Below are 22358 nucleotides of genomic sequence, written 5' to 3'. Positions count from 1 at the left end.
AATTTTCGCAAAAGGCCTCTAAAACGGAATTTGTACTCAAGTTTGTACACACTTTCCGAGGTTACGCTTGAACATCATTGAAAAGCAAAGAAACGAGAAAAAGACAAAAAGCCTTTAAATTCAGTACGTAGAGATGTGATTGTGGTGTGCAATGAAAGGTGATTTTAAGCGTTGAAAGGCTGGACGGCATCAGGGTGAGAAATGATGGCGAAGGTGCGGCGCTTGTCCACTTCGACTTTAATACCTGACATGTTCTTCCGTACACTTATGACGCTTGAAAAAGGCGCAAATTATAGCGCCTCACTCAGGCCTTGGCTAGGCAAGGCCTTTGATTGTCAGATAAAGGTAGATCAGTTAGCCGTCTGTTGCACAGGTTCCGGCGTTTGCTCCAGCAATGCCAGTTCCATTCGGGCATATCTGTGCTCGACAAAATCATAGATATTGGTGGCCAATGCCAGGCGCAGATAATCAGCAGCCTTATCTTTATCGCCTTGTTCGGCCGCCACCTTAGCCAGATAAAAGTAGGTTTCACACAAGCGCTCTGCATACTCTTTGGGGTGAGTCAGGCCGCTCTTGGCCATGGCAAACACCCGAGATTCATCAACCGCTCCCAGGTAATAGTCGACCAACACTGTCGCCCAGGCATTGTCATCCAAACGGGTACGATTAAACTGCAACCTTGCCAGCGCTTCCTGGGGGGAGAGCTCATATTCGATCAGATATAACCACAGCGCCCGGTAACCATCACTTTCATCCTTGAGATAAAAGCTTTCCATGTCTTTGGCAGCCAGCTGTTTGCGCTCGCCATAGTAAAGTGCAATACCACGATTGAGGAAGGCATAATCATATTCAGGAGACAACTCAAGAACCGCATCAAAGGCCTCATAAGCGCTCTCAAACTCCCCCTCCTGAGTGTAATAAATACCGAGGAAGTTATAGGCATCAGCTAAGTTGGGTTGCAGTTTCAACGCCTGATGAAAATCGATGCGAGCCAAGATCCTCAAGCCCACGCTGTCGTATATAACGCCGCGGTCATAATGAAAACGAGCCCGTTGCTCGGTAGTGAGTTCAGCCCTGGCCAGGATTTCATTGAGTTTTGCCAGAGTGACTTCCAACTTATAGTCCGGCAAAACAGGGGCAACCAACAATTCACTGTTGGCTTCAGACGCCGGCAGGGAAGCGCATCCCGAAGTCAGCAAACTGGCTCCGGCCAGTACAGAAAACACAGCGGCGCGCAGATTAAAACTCATTCAATCCATCCTTTGTCATATCCCAATGCAGGCTCAATCATAGCAATACAGCCGTACCTACGCTATCCGCCTGCGGTGGCAAATCCAAGATAATTTAAGTTTTAACCATAAAAAAGGAGACCCTAAGGTCTCCTTTTCTCATGCAATGAAAGCTTACTCGGCAGCTTCTGGAGCGGCTTGTTGTGCTTCCTTGATAGACAGACGTACACGGCCCTGACGATCCACTTCCATTACCTTAACGGCAACTTCCTGATTCAGTTGCAGGTAGTCGGATACGTTGGCCACACGCTCTTCAGCGATTTGAGAGATGTGTACCAGACCATCTTTACCGGGCAGTATGTTAACGAAGGCACCGAAGTCAACGATGCGGATAACTTTACCCTTGTAGATGCGACCCACTTCCACTTCAGAGGTGATCTCTTCAATGCGGCGGATAGCTTCCTTGGTGGCGTCGGCATTGCTTGAAGCAATCTTTACAGTGCCATCGTCTTCCAGCTCAATGGTAGTACCAGTCTCTTCGGTCAGCGCGCGGATAGTTGCACCGCCCTTACCTATCACTTCACGGATCTTCTCAGGGTTGATCTTGATGGTAGTGATACGTGGAGCGTGGTCAGAGATATCGTCACGGGCAGAGCCAATGGCCTGGTCCATCACATTAAGGATATGCACACGAGCACCATAGGCTTGCTGCAGTGCAATTTCCATGATCTCTTTGGTGATACCTTCAATCTTGATATCCATCTGCAGTGCGGTTACACCATCACGGGTACCAGCCACTTTAAAGTCCATATCACCCAGATGATCTTCATCACCCAGAATGTCAGACAATACGACGAAATCATCACTTTCTTTCACCAAACCCATGGCGATACCGGCAACTGAAGTCTTGATAGGTACACCGGCATCCATCAGCGCCAGAGAAGTACCACACACAGACGCCATAGAGCTGGAGCCGTTGGATTCAGTAATTTCAGATACTACGCGCACGCTGTATGGGAATTCTTCAGCAGAAGGCATTACGGCGTTGATACCACGCCATGCCAGCTTACCGTGACCGATTTCACGACGCTTGGGTGAACCCACCATGCCGGTTTCACCAACAGAGTATGGAGGGAAATTATAGTGCAACATGAAGCGGTTGGTACGCTCGCCCATGATGGAGTCAATCTTCTGTGCATCACGCTCGGTACCCAGAGTACAGGTCACCAGAGCCTGAGTTTCACCACGGGTGAACAGGGCGCTACCGTGAGTACGTGGCAGCACGCCGGCCATCACAGACAGGGCACGTACCATATCAGGCTCACGACCGTCGATACGAGGCATACCTTTGATGATACGACTACGAACCACTTTCTTCTCCAGGCTACCCAGCAGGCCGTCCAGCTCACGCTGATCCAGTTCAGGGTTTTCCTCGAGCAGCTTTTCAATAGCAGCTTTCTTGACTTCAACTACCGCATCGCGGCGCTCATGCTTGGCGATGATCTGGTAAGCGGCGGTAAGACCTTCCTCTGCCAGCGCCTTAACCTTGGCAACCAGCTCTTCATTGGCAACAGGAGCAGTCCAGTCCCAAGCAGGCTTACCGGCTTCGGCCTTGAGTTCATTGATGGCATTAACCACTACCTGCTGCTGCTCGTGACCGTATACCACGGCGCCCAGCATCACTTCTTCAGGCAGGGCCTTGGCTTCAGATTCCACCATAAGCACGGCGCTCTGGGTACCGGCAACAACCAGATCCAGCTGGCTGTTTTCACGCTGCTCTGCACCAGGGTTCAGCACATATTCGCCATTGATGTAACCGACACGTGCCGCACCCAGAGGACCATTGAATGGAATACCGGAAATAGCCAAAGCAGCAGAAGTACCTATCATGGCCACGATGTCTGGCTCGATCTGTGGATCAACAGAAACCACAGTGATGATCACTTGAACTTCGTTGGTAAAACCATCAGGGAACAGTGGACGGATAGGACGGTCAATCAGGCGGGCGATCAGTGTTTCATCTTCGGATGGTCGACCTTCACGCTTGAAGAAACCACCAGGGATCTTACCGGCTGCGTAAGTCTTTTCCTGATAGTTAACAGTCAGCGGGAAGAAGTCACGGCTTGGGTCTGCTTCTTTCTTGCCAACCACAGTCACCAGAACTGTAGTATCGCCCATGCTGGCCAGAACGGCTGCATCGGCTTGGCGTGCAATAACCCCTGTTTCCAGAGTGACTGTGTGTTGACCATACTCAAAACTTTTTACAATTGGATTCACTTGACCCATTCCTTAATTTAATAACCTTGAATTTCGCGCGTAAGTATACTGCAAACCTCTAGAATAGATAAAGAGTGCCAGATGATGACAAAGACGCTTCTTTTTTCTAAAGTGGACTATATCAATCACATGTTGCTGCATTGCTACCGAATTGGACTAGCCTTGAATATAGAATTCGCCCCCATAATAGCAGGAAAAGGCAGATGAATACCGCCAGGTTCAAGTCGCTCACCTGGAAGCAAACCAATCTGGTGGTTTTCACAGCTCTTTTCTTTGCCGTTGCTATTTTTATCATTGAAATTTTGATTGTAGTGACCACAGAAAGGCAATCGTTGCTCAGTAGTCAACAAGAGTTACTCGACTCAGTTGAACAACCGGCCGCCAATGCGGTCTGGGCATTGGATGACAATTTGGCGCGTCAGACAATGGAAGGCGTGATGAAAGTGGAGCATGTCGGTTCAGCCAGGATCACCCTGGATGACAACTCCCTATTCGTCAATCTCGGCAGCAGCCGTCCTGAGCCTTCTGATACTTTTGGACATTTGAGTCTCAAACTGTTTGGCGATCTCAAGCAGATATCAAGGCCACTGCAACGTCCTTTTTATTTTGAAGGCGCGGAAAAAGAGCAACTGATAGGCACGCTCACCATCAATTATGATACCCGAGAGTTGACCCAAAGCCTGATCAGCCAACTGCAGTTCAGTTTTGCCGCCACCCTGGCCAGGGCGTTGTTTCTGACACTGGTGCTGTCCATAGTGTTCCACCGTTTCCTGACCCAACCCATCGCCCGGATCAGTGAAGCAATAGACAAAATTGACCCTGAGTCACCGGATGAAAACATGCTGCCGGTATCAGCCAACCACAAAGATGACGAATTGGGACTGGTAACCTCCAAATTCAATCAGATCCTTAAACAATTCAGCCAGACCCAAAGCAAGCTGCGCAAAATGGCGACCCGGGACCCTCTCACCGGCCTGCCCAACCGTACCTTGTTATTGGAAACTATAGCCGTTGCCATTCAGCGTGCCCGGGTACATAAACGCAACTTCAGCCTGCTGTTTATCGACCTCGATAGATTCAAAAACGTCAACGACTCACTGGGGCATGCGGTGGGTGACCAGTTTCTGGCAAGAATTGCCCGGATTCTGGAACGGGTGGTCGGAGACAAGGGAACTGTAGCCCGTCTCGGTGGGGATGAATTTGTGATCCTGGCCGATGAGATTCAATCACCAACTCAGGCGGCCGACTTTGTAGACAAGCTGTTAATCCAGCTCAACACCCCGGTGCAACTCAATGAACATACCATTCACCCGGCCGCATCCATAGGCATCTCCATCTATCCCGAAGATGGCCTGAGTGCCGAAGATCTTATTCGTCACGCCGATATCGCCATGTACAGCGCCAAGGCAGCCGGTTCTAACCAATGGGCCTTCTTCAAGCAGCAGATGACAGAGCGGGCGGCGGTGAGACTGCGCACCGAAGCCTCGCTGCACGATGCCATTCGCAACAACGAATTTCTGCTGCACTTTCAACCAAAAGTTAATATCGAGACCGGTGAACTGGTGGGATGTGAGGCACTGATCCGCTGGCAAAAAGACGGCCGTTTGATAAGCCCCATGTCCTTTATTCCGGTTGCCGAAGAAACCGGGATCATCATTCCTATTGGCCGCTGGGTCATAGAGCAAAGCTGCCGGGTACTGCGGCGCTGGCAAAAACGCTATAACTTCAGTCCTCCAATCGCTGTCAATGTCGCTTCACAACAGTTTGCCGACGCCAGCCTGGTACCGGATATCAAACAGATGGCCCTGCGCTATCAAATAAGGCCCGAACTGTTGGAGGTGGAGATCACCGAGACCTCATTGATGAATGACATTGAGCTGGCGATCAGCAAGCTTGAACAGCTTAAATCGGCAGGCTTTGGTATTGCCGTCGACGACTTCGGCACGGGTTACTCATCCCTCTCTTACCTAAGACACCTGCCAATCACCACCATGAAGATTGACCGTTGTTTTGTGACCGATCTTCCGCAAGAGAGCGCAATAGCTTCCACCATTCTGATGCTGGGGCGACAATTGGATCTGAAAATTGTCGCTGAAGGCATTGAGAACGAGCAGCAACTTGAATGGCTGAAGCAAAATCATTGCGCCATAGGTCAAGGCTTTTATTTCAGTCAGCCGCTGTCACTGGAGGAGTTTGAAGCTAAATACATAGCCCCCCATACTGCCAGGATCCTCAAATTGGATGGCCAACTGAGCTGAATTGTAATCAATCGGTTTTAGAGGACTGACATTAAGTGAAAAGGGACGAGCTAAAATACGCTTCCCTAAAATTGCAGACACAAAAAAAGGAGGCCTGGGCCTCCTCTTCTTTTGGTACAGTTCGCGATTAGCGACGCAGACCCAGCTTCTGGATCAGAGCGGTATAACGAGCAACGTCGGTACGCTTCAGGTAAGCCAGCAGCTTACGACGAGAACTAACCATACGCAGCAGACCACGACGTGAGTGGTGATCGTGAGTGTGTTCTTTAAAGTGGCCTTGCAGGTGGTTGATCTGAGCAGTCAACAGCGCAACCTGAACTTCAGTAGAACCGCTATCGTTTTCGCCACGGCCGAACTCAGCCAGGATTTTCGCTTTCGCTTCAGTACTTAGTGACATGTGTCTCTCCAAAATAGTCTTGATAGTTTCCCCAGCCGATCACTAACTCAGCCAAGGGCGCGACATAATAACCCCAAGGGCTGTAGATCGCAAGTCAAGCTCAGCTTTTTGCCTCAGGCAACACTACCAAACGCTTGGGAGCCAGCAAACCATCGTCATTCATCATGCCGACACCAATAAAGCGTTTGCTGTCACCCAAGGTGATCCGCACCAGAGTATCGGCTTCCAACTTAGCAACCCGCACCGGGTTACCATTAAGCAGATATCCGGCCATGGCATCGGGGACATTGCACTCTGGAAGGTCGGCAACCGCCGTATCCATGGGAAGCAGCAAAGGGTCCAATAGCTCGGAAGGCACCCGCTCTTCGGTCATGGCCTGTTCCAGCAAGGCTTCGAGCTGTGCCAGACTAACCATGCGTTCATAGGGATAACCCGCCACCTGAGTACGACGCAACATGATCACATGGGCGCCACAACCAAGCATTTCACCCAAGTCATCTACGATAGTACGAATGTAAGTGCCCTTGGAACAGTGAATATCCAGCGTCAGCTCGTCATTCTCCCAAGAGATGAACTTGAGCTCATAGACGTGAATAGGCCTGGCTTCCCGAGGCACCTCTTTACCTTCCCGGGCGTACTTGTACAAGGGCTGACCCTGATACTTGAGCGCCGAGTACATGGAAGGCACCTGCATGCTATCACCACGAAAATGCTCCAGCGCCTGTTCCAGTTGGGCCATGGAAAACTCAACCGGCCGGGTTTGCACCACTTCACCATCTGAATCGCTGGTATCAGTGCGCTGCCCAAGCTTGGCAGTCACCAGATAACGTTTATCGGCATCCAACAGGTGCTGGGAAAACTTGGTAGCTTCGCCAAGGCAGATGGGCAGCATCCCGGTCGCCAGTGGATCCAGCGCGCCGGTATGGCCAGCCTTGGCGGCATTGTAGATCCGCTTTACCCTTTGCAGGGCAAAGTTGGAGCTCATGCCTGTGTCTTTATCCAACAGGACGATACCATCGACCAAACGGCCTTTGGGACGACGCGCCATCAGTTGTTTTCCTCATCCTTGTCTTGAGATTCGGTGCCAAAGGTTTGCTGCTTGGCCTTGTCCTTATTAATAACCTCGGTTACCAGGTTGGACATTCTCATCCCCTCGACCAGAGACTTGTCATAGACAAATTTCAGTTCAGGCATCACCCTAAGCTTCATTCTGCCGGCAACCAGGGTGCGGGCATAAGGCGCTGCCTTGTTGAGTGCAGCCAGCTTCTCATCAACCTTAACCGGGTCTTCTTCAAAGAAGGTGACATACACTTTTGCATAACTCAGATCCCGTGAGACTTCCACGTCGTTGACTGTGACCATGCCTACACGAGGATCTTTCATATCACGCTGCAGTACCTGCGCCAGTTCCTGTTGCAGTTGCTGGGCGATACGCCGGGTACGACTAAATTCTTTTGCCATAGTATTCTTCCCCAAAATCAACAAGGGCGGCCTCAGCCGCCCTTTTCGATGTTGTCGTTACAGGGTACGGGCAACCTCGACGGTTTCGAACACCTCAATCTGGTCGCCTACGCGAACATCATTGTAGTTCTTCACGCCGATACCACATTCCATGCCATTGCGAACTTCGCTAACGTCATCTTTAAAGCGACGCAGAGACTCAAGCTCACCTTCATAGATAACCACGTTCTCACGCAGAACCCGGATAGGTGCGCTGCGCTTAACGATACCTTCGGTCACCATACAGCCGGCGATTGCACCCAGTTTAGGCGACTTGAACACATCTCGCACTTCAGCCAGACCAATGATCTCCTGCTTGAATTCAGGAGAAAGCATACCGCTCATGGCCGACTTGACTTCGTCGATGAGGTCGTAGATCACGCTGTAGTAACGCAGATCCACACTCTCACTTTCGATGGTCTTACGAGCCTGAGCGTCAGCACGGACGTTGAAGCCCACCATGATGGCGTTGGACGCTGCGGCCAGAGTCGCATCTGTCTCGGTCAGTGCACCCACGCCACTGGCGATGATGTTCACTTTCACTTCTTCGGTAGACAGACGAGTCAGCGAGTCGACGATGGCTTCCAAAGAACCCTGTACGTCAGACTTGAGCACGATATTCAGCTCTTTCACTTCGCCTTCGGTCATGTTGGCAAACATGTTTTCCAGCTTGGACTTCTGCTGACGCGCCAGCTTGATGTCGCGGAACTTACCCTGACGATACAGGGCAACTTCACGGGCCTTACGCTCGTCTCGAACAACTGTCGCTTCGTCACCGGCAGAAGGCACCCCGGACAGACCCAGGATTTCAACCGGAATCGACGGACCGGCTTCAGTGATGTTCTTGCCGTTTTCATCTTTCATGGCACGGATCTTACCGTACTCCAGACCACACAGAACGATATCGCCCTGACGCAGAGTACCTTCCTGAACCAGGATGGTAGCAACAGGACCGCGGCCCTTGTCCAGCTGAGACTCAACAACCACACCGGCGGCCATGCCGTCACGTACAGCCTTGAGTTCGAGGATTTCAGCTTGCAGCAAGATACCTTCCAGCAGCTCGTCCACGCCCATACCTGTCTTGGCAGAGACAAACACGAACATGTTGTCGCCGCCCCAATCTTCCGACATCACGCCGTGCTGGGACAGTTCACTCTTGACGCGATCGACATCGGCTTCAGGCTTATCCATCTTGTTCACTGCCACGATCAGCGGTACACCGCCGGCCTTGGCATGCTGGATAGCTTCAATAGTCTGAGGCATTACGCCATCATCGGCAGCCACCACCAGAATCACGATATCTGTGGCCTTGGCACCACGGGCACGCATAGCGGTAAACGCGGCGTGGCCAGGAGTATCCAGGAAGGTGATCATGCCGTTATCAGTTTCTACATGGTAGGCACCGATATGCTGGGTAATACCACCGGCCTCACCGGCCGCGACTTTAGTGCGACGGATATAGTCAAGCAGCGAAGTCTTACCGTGGTCAACGTGACCCATGATGGTCACAACCGGCGCACGAGGCTCCAGTTTGACATCTTCACCGTCACGGTCAGCCAGAACCTGATGTTCCAGCTCGTTTTCACGGATAAGCACAACCTTGTGACCCATCTCCTCGGCAACCAGTTGGGCAGTTTCCTGATCCAGTACCTGGTTAATGGTCACCATAGAGCCCATCTTCATCATGGTCTTGATGATTTCAGTGGCTTTGATGGCCATCTTCTGCGCCAGTTCGGCCACAGTAATGGTTTCACCTATGCGTACATCGCGGTTTACCGCAGCAACCGGCTTATTGAAGCCATGGCTCATGGCTTGAGGCGCACGATTGCGGATGTTGCGCTCACGACCGTCACGGGAGTCCTTGGTACGTTTCTTACCGGCACTCTTGTGACGTGAACGACGACCACGCTTCTCTTCATCCATATCACTGGTATCTTCGGCGGCGCGGGCCACTTTGGAGGTGGTGATATGGTGATCGCTGCGCTTCTCGGCTTCAAGACGCTGGCGCTCTTCTTCGGCCCAGCGTTTTTCATTCTCTTCAGCCAGGCGACGGGCTTCGGCTGCCGCACGGGCGGCTTCTTCATCGGCCTTGCGCTTAACTGCTTCAGCCTGAGCCGCTTTCAGACGCTCGGCCTCAACACGGGCAGCTTCCTGCTCAGCGCTGGTCTTGGGATCGGCCTTAACCTCTTCTTTGGCTTTTCCGGCATCCTGAGCCACTTTAGCCTTGGCTTTGGCTTCAGCTTCCGCCTTGGCTTTCGCTTCGGCTTCTGCCTTGGCCTTGGCTTCAGCTTCTGCCTTGACTTTCGCTTCGGCTTCTGCCTGAGCTTTGGCTTCGGCTTCGGCGCGGGCCTGCTCTTCCGCCTGACGGGCCAATTCGGCCGGGTCACGCTTCACAAAGGTGCGTTTCTTGCGTACTTCGACTTTGACGTCTTTGGACTGGCCGCCGCTGCCGGCAACACTCAGAGTCGATACGGTTTTACGCTGTAATGTCATCTTGGTGGGCGCACTGTCCGCACCATGTTGTTTTTTCAGGTAGTCCAGCAGTTGCTGTTTCTCGGCCTCGGTGACACTGTCATCCTTGCCTTTCTTGATACCGGCCTTGGAAAACTGCTCGATCAATCGGTCTACGCTTTTTCCCACTTCAGTGGACAGTTTCTCTACTGTTGTCTCTGCCATCAGTTAAATCCCCCTGTTGATCGACTATGCTTCTTCGCCAAACCAACAGATGTTGCGGGCTGCCATGATGAGCTCACCTGCTTTTTCTTCTGTCAATTCTTCAATTTCGATCAAATCGTCAATGCCTTGCTCGGCTAAATCTTCCAGAGTTATCACACCCATACTTGCCAGAACGTACGCCAGGTGGCGCTCCATTCCAGGCATGGACAACAACTCTTCGCTAGGTTCGGCACCATCCAGTGCTTCTTCGGATGCCAGTGCACGGGTAGACAAGGCAGCCTTGGCGCGCTCACGCAATGCAGCAACTATGTCCTCATCAAATCCTTCGATGGCCAACAGCTCGGAAACAGGAACATAAGCCACCTCTTCCAGAGAGGTGAATCCTTCGTCGGCCAGCACCTGGGCGAAATCTTCGTCCACATCCAACGCACCCACGAACAGCTCCATCACTTTGGCGCTTTCGGCCTGATGTTTCTTGTTCATGTCTTCCACTGTCATCACGTTCAGTACCCAGCCTGTCAGCTGTGTCGCCAAACGAACGTTTTGACCATTGCGGCCGATAGCTTGTGCCAGACTATCGGCTTCGACGGCGATATCCATTGAGTGGTTATCTTCGTCAACAATAATTGAGGCCACATCGGCCGGTGCCATGGCGTTGATAACAAATTGTGCCGGGTTATCGTCCCACAGCACTATGTCAACACGCTCGCCACCAAGTTCATTGGATACAGCCTGCACCCGGGCACCGCGCATACCGACGCAAGCCCCGATAGGGTCGATACGACGATCGTTTGATTTCACGGCGATCTTGGCCCGTGAACCTGGGTCACGGGCGGCGCCCATCACTTCGATCATCTCATCGGCAATTTCCGGTACTTCAACACGGAACAATTCGATCAACATCTCTGGCTTGGTGCGGGTCAGGAACAACTGAGCACCACGTGCCTCAGGACGCACAGCATACAGCAGGGAGCGTACCCGGTCACCAGGACGGAAAGTCTCACGGGAGATCAGGTCTTCTTTGAACAGCACGCCATCGGCGTTATTGCCGAGATCAACTACTACGCTGTCGCGGTTGCTCTTTTTGACCACACCGGTAACCAACTCACCTTCTTTGTCGATAAACTGCTCGACGATTTGGGCGCGCTCGGCCTCACGAACTTTCTGTACTATTACCTGCTTGGCGGTTTGAGTAGTAATACGGTCAAATTGTACCGAATCGATTTCATCTTCAATGAACTCACCAGGCTGGATCTCAGGGTTCTCATAACGAGCCGCTTCCAGAGTGATTTCACGGTAAGGGTTTTCCAACGCTTCACCGTTATCATCAACCACCAACCAGCGACGGAAAGTCTCGTAATCGCCGGTTTTGCGATCTATGGCAACACGAACATCGATATCGCCTTCATACTTTTTCTTGGTTGCGGTAGCCAGCGCAATTTCGAGCGCCTCGAAAATCTTTTCGCGCGGTACAGCCTTTTCGTTGGAAACCGCTTCAGCGACCAGCAAAATATCTTTATTCATCGTCTTGCCTCGTTCACCTTGAAACCATCAAAACTTAGCGATCAGGTTGCCTTTACGGATGTTATCCAAGGCAATAATCAAGTCTTTTCCATCCACTGTCAGGGTGAGCATCTGCCCTTCCACCTTAGTGATGGTACCTTTTAAGTTACGACTACCCGCCACCGGCATAGTCAGTTGAATCTTTGCTTCCTCTCCAAGGTACATACCATATTGCTCAGAGGTGAACAGCGGCCTATCGAGACCGGGAGAGGAGACTTCCAGTGTGTATTCGGAAGTGATTGGGTCCTCGACATCCAGAATGGCGCTCGCCTGACGACTGGCATTGGCACAATCTTCAATATTAATGCCGTTCTCACCGTCAATAAAGAGCCGCAAGATTGAATGCTTGCCGGCCTTAACAAATTCAATACCCCAGAGCTGGTAGCCGAGGCCTTCCACTGCCGGAGTAAGCATTTCTGTGAGTCTGGATTCTAATGTTGCCAAGGTAACCCCCGAAAAACAAAAAAGGGCTATTAATAGCCCCAGTATTGAGCTGCCGTAAAAGGCAGCAAATTTAAAAGTCCCAGATAACAAAAAACCCCGTAATCACGAGGTCATTATGTTCAAGAACCTGTAAACAGGATGAATTATCTATCAGCTTAATTCATCACTGGGAGCTGGTTGCGGGGGCCGGATTTGAACCGACGACCTTCGGGTTATGAGCCCGACGAGCTACCAAGCTGCTCCACCCCGCGTCAACTGCTGCAAGTTTACTGATTTCAGCTTTTACTTGCAATAACTGAGAAAAATTTCATATCGATTAACTCAGTTAAAGATTGGTGCCGAGAGCGGGACTTGAACCCGCACGACCGTTAGGTCACAGCCACCTCAAGGCTGCGCGTCTACCAATTTCACCACCTCGGCATATTCGGTATTAGTCTGGAATTTTAGTCTCAGACTGTTGGGTCTGTTCTACTTCAGGCCCCAATATGTTGGTATCCTGCTTCACGTGGTGTGCACTCATATTGCCAATAACCAGGCTTAGAGTGAAAAACGCGATAGCGAGAATCGCCGTTGTCCGAGTCAGAAAGTTACCTGAACCTGCTGAACCGAACAGGGTTCCTGAAGCACCGGCACCAAAAGATGCGCCCATGTCAGCCCCTTTCCCTTGCTGGATAAGAATGAGTCCAACCAGACCCAAAGCTACCAACAAGTAAATAACCATCAGTACTTCTTTCATATTAAGCGCTCATTGCTATTGAACATAAACTCAAGAATTCGGTAGAGTTTAAGCTAGCACCGCCTATCAGTCCACCATCCACATCAGGTTGGGCGAATAAATCTGCAGCATTACTCGGTGTGACGCTGCCGCCGTACAAGATCCTGATGTTTTCCCCAATATAAGGGGACACTTCAGAGAGGCGATTGCGTATAAACGCGTGAACTTCTTGTGCCTGCTCCGGTGTTGCGCTCTTACCTGTCCCTACAGCCCAAAGGGGCTCATAGGCGATGATCGCATTATCAAAAGCCATGGTACCGTTCTTTTCGATTACCACATCAAGCTCCTCGGCAAGCACCTCGAAGGTACGTCTTGCCTCACGAGCCGGGCCAGATTCACCAACACAAAGTATCGGAGTCAGACCGTGCTTTTGAGCAGCAGCAAATTTCTCTGCCACTATGTTACTCGTCTCACCGTACATACGGCGGCGTTCCGAGTGACCAATTATCACATAACGACAACCGGCATCTTTCAGCATCCGCCCTGAGGTTTCACCAGTGTAAGCACCAAAATCGTGCTGACTCAGGTTTTGAGCCCCCATTCTAACCAGAGAACCATTCAGGGTTTCTTTGTTAGCTTCGAGCAGTTGCCTTACGCTTTCCAGGTAAATCGCTGGTGGGCATAAAACCACTTCAACAGAATCATTATGTAGCTTGCTGGCAAACTTCTTGAACAGCTCTTGTGCTAACTGCGCACTGCCATTCATTTTCCAGTTACCTGCTACCATTGGACGTCTGAGTGCCATCACCATCTCCTCTGAAAGCGGCGTGAATAATAGCGAACCACTTATTAACTTACAATACCTGATTACGGAATTTTTGCGATTTACTGTGTGTTCGGCTACTTTTTATGCTCACACTCAGTAAATCGCTCACAATTCCAGCTTAAGTTATTAATTTTACTTTAATTAAGCTAAAGAATGCCAGTTTAAACCGCTTGTTTGACTGCAGCGGCTATGGTTTCGGCATGGGCGCGCACCAAGGCTTCATCATCCCCTTCCACCATTACCCGAATCAAAGGTTCGGTTCCGGATTTACGCAGCAGTACCCGGCCACGCTCGCCAAGTTGCGACTCAACCTGAGTCTGGGCATCTTGTACCAGTTGCGACGCCAGCGGATCTGAGTTGCCTTCAAAGCGAACATTAATAAGGACCTGGGGCAACATCTGCATCGACTCGGTCAACTCTTCCAGTGAGGCGTTGTGACGACGCATGGCCGCCAGCACAAGAATACCTGCAACTATACCATCTCCAGTCGTGCCATGGTCCAGATTGAGGATATGACCTGAGTTTTCCCCCCCTATGCGCCAATCTTTCTCTTTCAGCAGTTCCATTACATAGCGGTCACCGACCTTGGAACGGGCAAAAGGGATATTGAGCTGTTTGAGCGCCAATTCGAGCCCGAGATTGGACATCAGAGTACCGACAACCCCACCTTTGAGGATACCGCGCTTTTGCGCGTCGCAGGCAAGAATATAGAGGATCTGGTCGCCGTCTATAATGTCACCTTGTCGATTGACCATCATGATACGGTCGCCATCACCGTCAAGGGCGATACCCAGATCGGCGCCTTCGCTGACCACGGTTTCACAGATCTTGGCCATGGAGGTCGCACCTACTTGATCATTGATATTGATGCCATTGGGCTTATCCCCTATGGTCACTACCTCGGCGCCCAGTTCACGGAACACATTGGGGGCAATGTGATAGGTTGCGCCGTGAGCACAGTCCACCACTATCTTGAGTCCGGCAAGGGTTTGATCCGCCGGGAAGTTACCTTTGCAATATTCGATATAACGACCGGCGGCATCATCGATACGGGAGACCTTCCCCAGTAGATGCGACTCGACACAAACCAGAGGCTTTTCCAGCTCGGCTTCAATCTCAAGTTCCAACTCGTCATCCAGCTTGCTGCCATCTGTGGAGAAAAACTTGATACCGTTATCATAGTAAGGATTGTGAGATGCACTGATAACGACCCCCGCCTCTGCGCGGAAAGTTCGGGTCAGGTAGGCGACTGCAGGCGTAGGCATAGGGCCCATCAACATCACATTGAGTCCGGCGGCAGACAGGCCGGCTTCCAACGCCGACTCAAACAGATAACCAGAGATCCGGGTATCCTTGCCTATGATCACTTTACGAGTGCCACTGCGGGACAAGACTCTACCGGCAGCCCAGCCAAGCTTAAGAGCCAACTCCGGGGTCATCTTGCCCGCTCCGACTTTGCCGCGGATCCCATCCGTACCAAAAAACTTTCTCACGTTCACTCCTACTGAGAACCATCTTCAAATGGCTATTCTATATACTGTAAACCTAATGTTGGCTGACCTATTGGCTTGAAATGCTTTTATCCCAAATACATTTCCTATCCAAAGCGTTTGCTGGCAGCCATAACCTTGAGTACATCGCAAGTCTCTGCGACATCATGTACCCGAATAATATGTGCGCCCCGCTGAGCAGCCAGCATGGCGCCAGCCAGGCTGCCTGCCAATCTATTATCTACGCTGCGCTCAAGCAGATTTCCTATCATACTCTTTCGCGACAGTCCGATAAGTAAAGGCAGATCAAATTTTGCCAGCTCTTGTAAATGAGCCAGCAGATGATAATTGTGTTCCAGCGTCTTGCCAAATCCAAAACCCGGATCCAGCAATATTGCCTCTCTGGCGATCCCCGCTTCAATACAGGCCTCGATACGCTTGGCAAAGAAGTCATTCACCTCGGCGAGCAGATCCTCATAGTGGGGCGCATTCTGCATGGTTCTGGGCTGCCCTTGCATATGCATCAGGCACACAGGCACCTGCAGCTCAGCAGCGGCTTGTAGAGCGCCGGGCTCCTGCAAGGCCCGCACGTCGTTGATAAGGTGAGCGCCGGCATTGATACCGGCACGCATCACTTCGGCTTTACTGGTATCCAAAGAGATCCAAATTTGGGGATGCTTGGCAGCAATATACTCCACCAGGGGGACAACCCGGGCAAGCTCCTCATCGACGCTGACATCGGCAGCACCGGGCCGGGTGGACTCACCGCCGATATCGATAAACACGGCGCCATCGGCCACCATCTGGTCGGCGTGCTGGCAGGCCAGTTCAAAGGAAGAAAAACGCCCGCCATCGGAAAACGAATCCGGGGTTACGTTGAGGATCCCCATCACCTTGGGCTCATCGAGTAGTAGTTGCTGAGCACCGGACTTCAATTCAAACACTCATTACTCCCTTACGCGTCAAGCGCGAGAACATCTTTCTTGGATTTAGTATTGTGCCTTGCGGCAGAAACAAGAAAACCCCTTGCGGGGTTTTCTTTAACCTCAGAATGGGCCTATTTCAGCGGGCTCTCGCCGGGTTTGCCCAAATCTGCAGCAGTATCACTCGGCTCATGCTCTTCAACTTCAGTCTCTTCAGGCTTGGCAGCTTTATTGCCGTTATTACCGTTGGAAGAACCGTTGTCATCCATATGCCAATCGACCGGAGGACGCACTTCGCGGCGCTCCATCAGGTCCTCTATCTGGCGCGAGTCTATGGTCTCATACTTCATCAGCGCATCTTTCATCGCGTGCAGTACGTCCATATTCTCATCCAGCAGTTGTTTGGCTCGCTGGTAGTTGCGGTCAATGATGGCCTTGATTTCAGAGTCTATGATGGCCGCGGTCTCATCAGACATATGCTTGGACTTGGCCATGGAGCGGCCCAGGAATACCTCACCCTCTTCCTCTGCATACAGCAGTGGACCGAGTCGCTCGGAGAAGCCCCATTGGGTCACCATGTTACGGGCAATGGCCGTGGCATATTTAATGTCCTGAGATGCACCGGTAGAGACTTTTTCAGTGCCAAAGATAATCTCTTCGGCCAGTCGACCACCGTAGGCCACGGAGATCTTACTCTCCAGCTTCTGGCGGCTCTCACTGATGGCATCGGCTTCCGGCAGGAAGAAGGTCACACCCAAGGCGCGGCCTCGAGGGATAATGGTTACCTTATGCACAGGGTCGTGCTCAGGTACAAGATAACCCACAATCGCGTGACCGGCTTCGTGGTAAGCCGTCATCTCTTTCTCGGACTCAGACATCACCATAGAGCGGCGCTCGGCGCCCATCATGATCTTGTCTTTGGCACTCTCAAACTCTTCCATGGTCACTACACGGCGATTACCGCGAGCAGCAAACAGTGCCGCCTCGTTAACCAGGTTGGCAAGATCCGCACCAGAGAACCCAGGCGTACCGCGGGCAATTACACTGGCTTTAACATCGTCACCCAAAGGCACTTTACGCATGTGCACTTTAAGAATTTGCTCACGGCCGCGAACATCCGGCAGCCCTACTACAACCTGGCGGTCGAAACGGCCGGGACGCAGCAACGCGGCATCCAATACGTCTGGACGGTTGGTTGCGGCGATAACGATAATACCTTCATTACCTTCAAAGCCGTCCATTTCCACCAGCATCTGGTTCAATGTTTGCTCACGCTCATCGTGACCACCACCGAGTCCGGCACCACGCTGACGGCCAACGGCATCGATTTCATCGATAAAGATGATACATGGCGCCGACTTTTTGGCCTGCTCGAACATGTCACGTACCCGAGAGGCACCGACACCGACAAACATTTCCACAAAGTCAGAACCTGAGATGGTAAAGAAAGGCACCTTGGCTTCACCGGCAATCGCCTTGGCGAGCAAGGTTTTACCTGTACCTGGAGGGCCTACCATCAACACACCGGTAGGAATACGGCCACCGAGTTTCTGGAATTTGCTGGGATCACGCAGATAATCCACCATCTCCTTCACTTCTTCCTTGGCCTCATCACAACCGGCCACATCGGCAAAGGTGGTCTTAATCTGATCTTCGCTCATCAGCTTGGCTTTACTCTTGCCAAAGGACATGGCGCCTTTACCGCCACCGCCCTGCATCTGTCGCATAAAGAAGATCCACACCCCGATAAGCAGCAGCATGGGGAACCAGGAGATAAAGATCTGTGTCAGGAATCCTGACTCTTCGGCTTCCTGCCCTTTCATACGGATGCCTTTACGATCCAGGTCATTGATCAGATCCTGGTCATACAAGGGCATAATGGTGGTGAACTTTTCACCGGACTTTTTAACGCCTTCTATCGTACGTTGGTCGCTTTTCACTTCCACGTTGCTGACTTGGCCGCTACGAACATCGTCCAGGAAAGTCGAATAATCCATCTTCTGCGCTGACGAAGAAGAGGGGGAGTAACCCTGGAACACGGACATCAGCACCACGGCGATGACCACCCAGAGAATCAAATTTTTTGCCATGTCACTCAATTACTGAACCTCACAAAGTCTTGAGATTTACTTCAATCAGGGTACTACAACTTGTACCCTGTCGCTACCAGATAGACCTCGCGAGAACGTGGCCTGGAGGAATCCGGTTTACGGGTTTTTACAGTCTTGAACGCTTGTCTGACTGCTTTCATATACTCGTCAAAGCCCTCCCCCTGAAAGACTTTAACAGCAAAACTGCCATTGGCTGCCAACACCTGATGACACATATCCAGCGCCAACTCCACTAAATACATGGCTCTGGGCTGATCCACACCATCTGAACCACTCATATTGGGCGCCATATCCGAGAGCACCAAGTCAACCTTATCTTCCCCTACACGAGTCAGCAAGGCCTCAAGGACTTTTTCCTCACGGAAGTCTCCCTGAAGGAAATCGACGCCAACGATTGGGTCCATCGGTAAAATATCACAGGCAACCACTTTACCTTTTTCACCGACCAACTTGGCTGCTACCTGAGACCAACCTCCGGGAGCGGCCCCCAGGTCAACCACTGTCATCCCGGGTTTAATCAGCTGATCTTTTTGTTGCAGCTCCTCTAACTTGAACGCGGCCCGCGAACGCAGCCCCCGTTTTTGTGCCAATTTGACATAGTGATCATCAAAGTGTTCCTGCATCCAACGGGTGGAACTGGCCGTACGTTTCTTACCTGACATTCAAAATCCGCAACAAATGAGAGTTACACAAGGGCTATATGAGGGTAGAATAGCGGCTTTTCAACAGTAACTCAGCAAAAGTTGGTAGAAATGAACTTAACAACCAAACAGAAACAGCATCTAAAGGGCCTGGCACACAGCCTCAAGCCAGTAGTGCTGCTTGGTGCCAATGGCCTGACTGAAGGGGTACTGGCTGAAATTGATAATGCGCTCTCTCATCATGAGCTGATTAAAGTTAAAGTCGCCTCTGAAGACAGAGAACTGAAAGCCGCTATCGTTGATGCCATTGTCCGTGAAACCCAGGCAACCAAGGTGCAGCTGATAGGCCATGTATTGGTGCTCTTCCGCCAATCCGAAGAGATGAAAATCGCTCTGCCCAAGGCCAGATAAGCCCATTCCCCTCAAAAAAGCCACCTAATTAAGGTGGCTTTTTTGTTGCCAGTATCCCATCGGCGCGCACATTGTGGCGCCGGTGGATTAAATCAGTATTAATTGACGGGTTTCAATCAAGGGGTCTGGGTCACAGGCGTCACCCGATAATGCTCACTGGACAGTCCCAACCATTCCGGCAATGAAGTACCAACCGATATTGAGGAGAAGGTACCGGTCAACACCCCGATAAACATGGCGATGGAAAATCCTTCCAAGGGACCTCCGCCCATGATCCACAGCGCTGAAATGGTCATCAAGGTAGTACCGGATGTCACCATGGTTCGGGCAAACGTGGCAGCAATCGCCTGGTTATTGATGTCTTTTACCGCCAGCTTGGGTTTGGCGGCCAGCAATTCGCGGATCCTGTCGGCAATAATGATGGAATCGTTGAGTGAATATCCCAAAATGGCCAACACTGCCGCCAGCACCGTCAGGTTGAACTCCATCTGAGTGGCGGCAAAAAAAGCCAGCACAAAGATAACATCATGCACCAGTGCAAATACCGCGCCGGATGCCAGACGCCACTCAAAGCGGTAAGAGAGATAGCCCAGAATACACAACATAGCCACCAGCAAAGCCAAACCGCCCTGCTCGGCCAACTCCTGGCCGACCTGAGGCCCGACTATGCTGGTATTGAGCACTTCCACCTGAGTGTTCATACCCGCCAACACTTCCGGCATTTCGGGCATACTCTGTCCGGCACTTGGCGCGGCATAACGCAGCACCCAGCGTCCCGGCTCACCGGCAGCAATCAGGCTGACTTCCTGGCCATAGGCCTGCTGCAACAAAGGTTGCAACGTCTTGGCGCTGATTGAGCTGTCGATACGGATTTCACTGACCACACCGCCGGTAAAATCCAGCCCCCAGTTGAGCCCCTTGACGGCAATCACACTGATGGACACTATCATCAAAACTACAGAAATCGCGCTGCTGAAATAACGCCACTTGGTTGCATTTTTCATATTAATCATAATATTAAACCCTCACGTCGCGGCTGAAGTTCTTGCCATAAACCAGATTGATAATCGCCCTTGAGGCAAAAATCCCGCTGAACATACTGGTCAATAACCCCAGCCCCAGCGTCAGCGCAAACCCCTGAATAGGACCATTACCTATGGCGTAGAGCACTACGGCGGTGATCATAGTGGTGAAGTTGGCATCGAAAATGGTGGAGAAGGCGCTGTCAAAGCCCTTGTCAATGGCGTGCGCCAATGCTCGCCCTTCACGAAGCTTGTCGCGGATCCGCTCGAAAATCAGCACATTGGTATCCACCGCCATCCCCACTGTCAGCACCAAACCGGCAATCCCGGGGAGAGTCAGTACCGCGCCGGGGATCAAGGCCAGCAAGCCAAACAGCAACACCATGTTAGCCAGTAGTGCCAGGTTGGCGACCCAGCCCAGCCTACGATACCAAAGCGCCATAAACACCAGGGTGATCCCCAGACCGAGCGCCAGGGCGGCAAAGCCATTGTGAATATTCTCTGCCCCCAGCGTCGGGCCTATGGTGCGCTCTTCAACTATGGTGACAGGTGCAGTCATAGAACCGGCCCGCAGCAAAAGAGCCAATTGCTGCGCATCCTGATAACTACCGGCGCCGGTTATCCGAAAGCGCTCCGGCAGCACAGACTGGATGGTGGCGACACTGATAATTTCATTGCTTTGCACCGCCTTGCCATCGGCATCGCGACTGTACTCACTGTATGCCGTGGCCATAGGTTTACCGATATGGCCTCGGGAGAAGTCGGTCATACGGCGGCCGCCTTCACTGTCCAGGGTAATATTCACCTCTGCAGCGCCCATTTCTCCTATTCCGGCACGGGCATCGACAATATGCTCGCCGGTCAGCACAGGTTTACGTGCCACGGGCACAGGATTGCCGGACTTGTCTTTAATCAAGATGGCGCCGGTGGCACTATCCTTAACCTCATAGAAGGCCAGAGTCGCGGTCGCCCCTATCACGCTCTTGGCGGCCGCCGGGTCTTGAACACCGGGCAGCTCGATACGGATGCGGCTCTCGCCCTGACGCTGCACCAAGGCTTCGGTGATCCCCAGTTCCTCAATTCGGCTACGCATGATCTGCAGATTTTGCTGCACCGTCAGATTACGCAGGTTGATTTTCTCGGCCTCCGTCAGCACCAGCTTGAGTTGACTGTTATCGCTGCTCACCTGCCAAAGTGGGTATTGCTTGGCCATAAATTGCCGCACCTCGGCGCGAGCCGCCTCAGGCATAATCACAGTCAGTTGCTCTTCAGCGCCCTGACGCACACTTAAGCCACGGATCCCCTTTTCTCTGGCAAAGGCGCGCAGGGCGTCGGCCAATGAACTGCCTTGAGTCTGATACACAGGAGCAATATCCACATCCAACAGAAACTGCACCCCACCACGAAGATCCAGTCCCAGTTTAATGGGTTCAAATCCCATGCCGAGCAGCCACTCGGGCGCCGCCGGGCTCAAGGCCAGAGTGAGTTCAGCGGGATCTTTGGCATGATTGGCCAGCAATGACTTGGCCAGTGTCTGTTGGCCTTCGTCATTGAGAATAACCAGGGTTTGCTGATCTTTGCTGTCCAGGCGCTTGACGAGAATATCGGCCTTGGCCAGTTCAGAAACTATCTGGGTCGGAGATAAGGCTATTCCAGCCTTGGGAGAAATTTGCACCGCGGCATCTTCACCATACCAGGTTGGCAAGGCGCTCAGCGCCATCACCACCAGAGTGACTACCAACACCAGATATTTCCAGGCGCTGTAGTGATTAAGCAGTTTTTTAGGCAGGCGCCCACGGCCATTACTCTTTAATAATGAGTCAGTTATCATATTTATGCTCTCTTTTCGACTCGTGGCTTAAGCCACATATCACA

General features: G+C 51.8%; 18 protein-coding genes and 2 tRNA genes. 2 read left to right on the top strand and 18 right to left on the bottom strand.

What is annotated here, in order from left to right:
- Window positions 1–350: 350 nt before the first annotated feature.
- Together nlpI and pnp are read right to left on the bottom strand one after the other, a co-directional pair.
- Window positions 351–1250, bottom strand: a complete 900-nt coding sequence (nlpI, locus tag ACMHXH_RS05290; RefSeq protein WP_071475603.1) for a lipoprotein NlpI — start codon at window positions 1248–1250, stop codon at window positions 351–353.
- A gap of 153 nt (window positions 1251–1403) precedes the next feature.
- Entirely contained in the window at window positions 1404–3506 is a 2103-nt protein-coding gene (gene pnp / locus ACMHXH_RS05285) for a polyribonucleotide nucleotidyltransferase (RefSeq protein WP_413737710.1), read from the bottom strand.
- 203 nt (window positions 3507–3709) lie between these two features.
- Here pnp and ACMHXH_RS05280 point away from each other — a divergent pair, with 203 nt between their 5' ends.
- Entirely contained in the window at window positions 3710–5764 is a 2055-nt protein-coding gene (locus tag ACMHXH_RS05280) for a putative bifunctional diguanylate cyclase/phosphodiesterase (protein WP_039033643.1), read from the top strand.
- Window positions 5765–5891: 127 nt separating this feature from the next.
- Here ACMHXH_RS05280 and rpsO read toward each other — a convergent pair whose 3' ends face one another.
- From rpsO to rlmE, 14 genes are all read right to left on the bottom strand, one after another.
- Window positions 5892–6161 (bottom strand): 30S ribosomal protein S15, encoded by a 270-nt coding sequence (gene rpsO, locus ACMHXH_RS05275; protein ID WP_039033642.1) that lies wholly within the window; start codon window positions 6159–6161, stop codon window positions 5892–5894.
- 100 nt (window positions 6162–6261) lie between these two features.
- On the bottom strand, window positions 6262–7209 hold the full coding sequence (truB, locus tag ACMHXH_RS05270) for a tRNA pseudouridine(55) synthase TruB (protein ID WP_039033641.1): 948 nt from the start codon (window positions 7207–7209) through the stop codon (window positions 6262–6264).
- Window positions 7209–7622, bottom strand: coding sequence for a 30S ribosome-binding factor RbfA (gene rbfA / locus ACMHXH_RS05265; RefSeq protein WP_039033640.1), 414 nt, complete (start codon window positions 7620–7622; stop codon window positions 7209–7211). The genes truB and rbfA overlap by 1 nt, the downstream gene beginning before the upstream one ends.
- A gap of 57 nt (window positions 7623–7679) precedes the next feature.
- Window positions 7680–10337 (bottom strand): translation initiation factor IF-2, encoded by a 2658-nt coding sequence (infB, locus tag ACMHXH_RS05260; protein WP_335912257.1) that lies wholly within the window; start codon window positions 10335–10337, stop codon window positions 7680–7682.
- Between the two features lie 24 nt (window positions 10338–10361).
- Window positions 10362–11861: a transcription termination factor NusA gene (gene nusA / locus ACMHXH_RS05255; protein ID WP_039033638.1), complete on the bottom strand. Its 1500-nt coding sequence runs from the start codon at window positions 11859–11861 to the stop codon at window positions 10362–10364.
- 27 nt (window positions 11862–11888) lie between these two features.
- Complete coding sequence (gene rimP / locus ACMHXH_RS05250) at window positions 11889–12344, bottom strand: ribosome maturation factor RimP (RefSeq protein ID WP_039033637.1); 456 nt, start codon at window positions 12342–12344, stop codon at window positions 11889–11891.
- A gap of 174 nt (window positions 12345–12518) precedes the next feature.
- Window positions 12519–12595, bottom strand: a tRNA-Met gene (locus ACMHXH_RS05245).
- 82 nt (window positions 12596–12677) lie between these two features.
- Window positions 12678–12764, bottom strand: a tRNA-Leu gene (locus ACMHXH_RS05240).
- Window positions 12765–12774: 10 nt separating this feature from the next.
- On the bottom strand, window positions 12775–13080 hold the full coding sequence (secG, locus tag ACMHXH_RS05235) for a preprotein translocase subunit SecG (RefSeq protein WP_039033636.1): 306 nt from the start codon (window positions 13078–13080) through the stop codon (window positions 12775–12777).
- 1 nt (window position 13081) lies between these two features.
- Window positions 13082–13864 carry a triose-phosphate isomerase gene (tpiA, locus tag ACMHXH_RS05230; protein WP_039033635.1) on the bottom strand — a complete coding sequence of 261 codons (783 nt, stop codon included), beginning with the start codon at window positions 13862–13864 and terminating at the stop codon, window positions 13082–13084.
- A gap of 182 nt (window positions 13865–14046) precedes the next feature.
- Window positions 14047–15384 (bottom strand): phosphoglucosamine mutase, encoded by a 1338-nt coding sequence (gene glmM / locus ACMHXH_RS05225; protein WP_335908643.1) that lies wholly within the window; start codon window positions 15382–15384, stop codon window positions 14047–14049.
- Window positions 15385–15482: 98 nt separating this feature from the next.
- Window positions 15483–16319, bottom strand: coding sequence for a dihydropteroate synthase (gene folP / locus ACMHXH_RS05220; RefSeq protein WP_162206778.1), 837 nt, complete (start codon window positions 16317–16319; stop codon window positions 15483–15485).
- 113 nt (window positions 16320–16432) lie between these two features.
- Window positions 16433–18397 carry an ATP-dependent zinc metalloprotease FtsH gene (ftsH, locus tag ACMHXH_RS05215; RefSeq protein WP_143078337.1) on the bottom strand — a complete coding sequence of 655 codons (1965 nt, stop codon included), beginning with the start codon at window positions 18395–18397 and terminating at the stop codon, window positions 16433–16435.
- A gap of 44 nt (window positions 18398–18441) precedes the next feature.
- On the bottom strand, window positions 18442–19071 hold the full coding sequence (gene rlmE / locus ACMHXH_RS05210; protein WP_025009927.1) for a 23S rRNA (uridine(2552)-2'-O)-methyltransferase RlmE: 630 nt from the start codon (window positions 19069–19071) through the stop codon (window positions 18442–18444).
- Between the two features lie 90 nt (window positions 19072–19161).
- On the opposite strand from rlmE, the gene yhbY reads away from it, so the two are divergent.
- Complete coding sequence (yhbY, locus tag ACMHXH_RS05205) at window positions 19162–19461, top strand: ribosome assembly RNA-binding protein YhbY (RefSeq protein WP_025009926.1); 300 nt, start codon at window positions 19162–19164, stop codon at window positions 19459–19461.
- Window positions 19462–19577: 116 nt separating this feature from the next.
- On the opposite strand, the gene secF is transcribed toward yhbY, so the two are convergent.
- Together secF and secD are read right to left on the bottom strand one after the other, a co-directional pair.
- Complete coding sequence (gene secF / locus ACMHXH_RS05200) at window positions 19578–20474, bottom strand: protein translocase subunit SecF (RefSeq protein WP_412513901.1); 897 nt, start codon at window positions 20472–20474, stop codon at window positions 19578–19580.
- 4 nt (window positions 20475–20478) lie between these two features.
- Window positions 20479–22314, bottom strand: a complete 1836-nt coding sequence (gene secD / locus ACMHXH_RS05195; protein ID WP_335912255.1) for a protein translocase subunit SecD — start codon at window positions 22312–22314, stop codon at window positions 20479–20481.
- Between the last annotated feature and the right edge of the window lie 44 nt (window positions 22315–22358).

The organism is Shewanella sp. BJSY2023SW001, assembly GCF_047314685.1.
Classification (GTDB): Bacteria; Pseudomonadota; Gammaproteobacteria; order Enterobacterales; family Shewanellaceae; genus Shewanella; species Shewanella indica.
The sequence above is the reverse complement of the archived record's forward strand: the minus strand, read 5'-3'. Positions and strand labels throughout refer to the sequence as shown.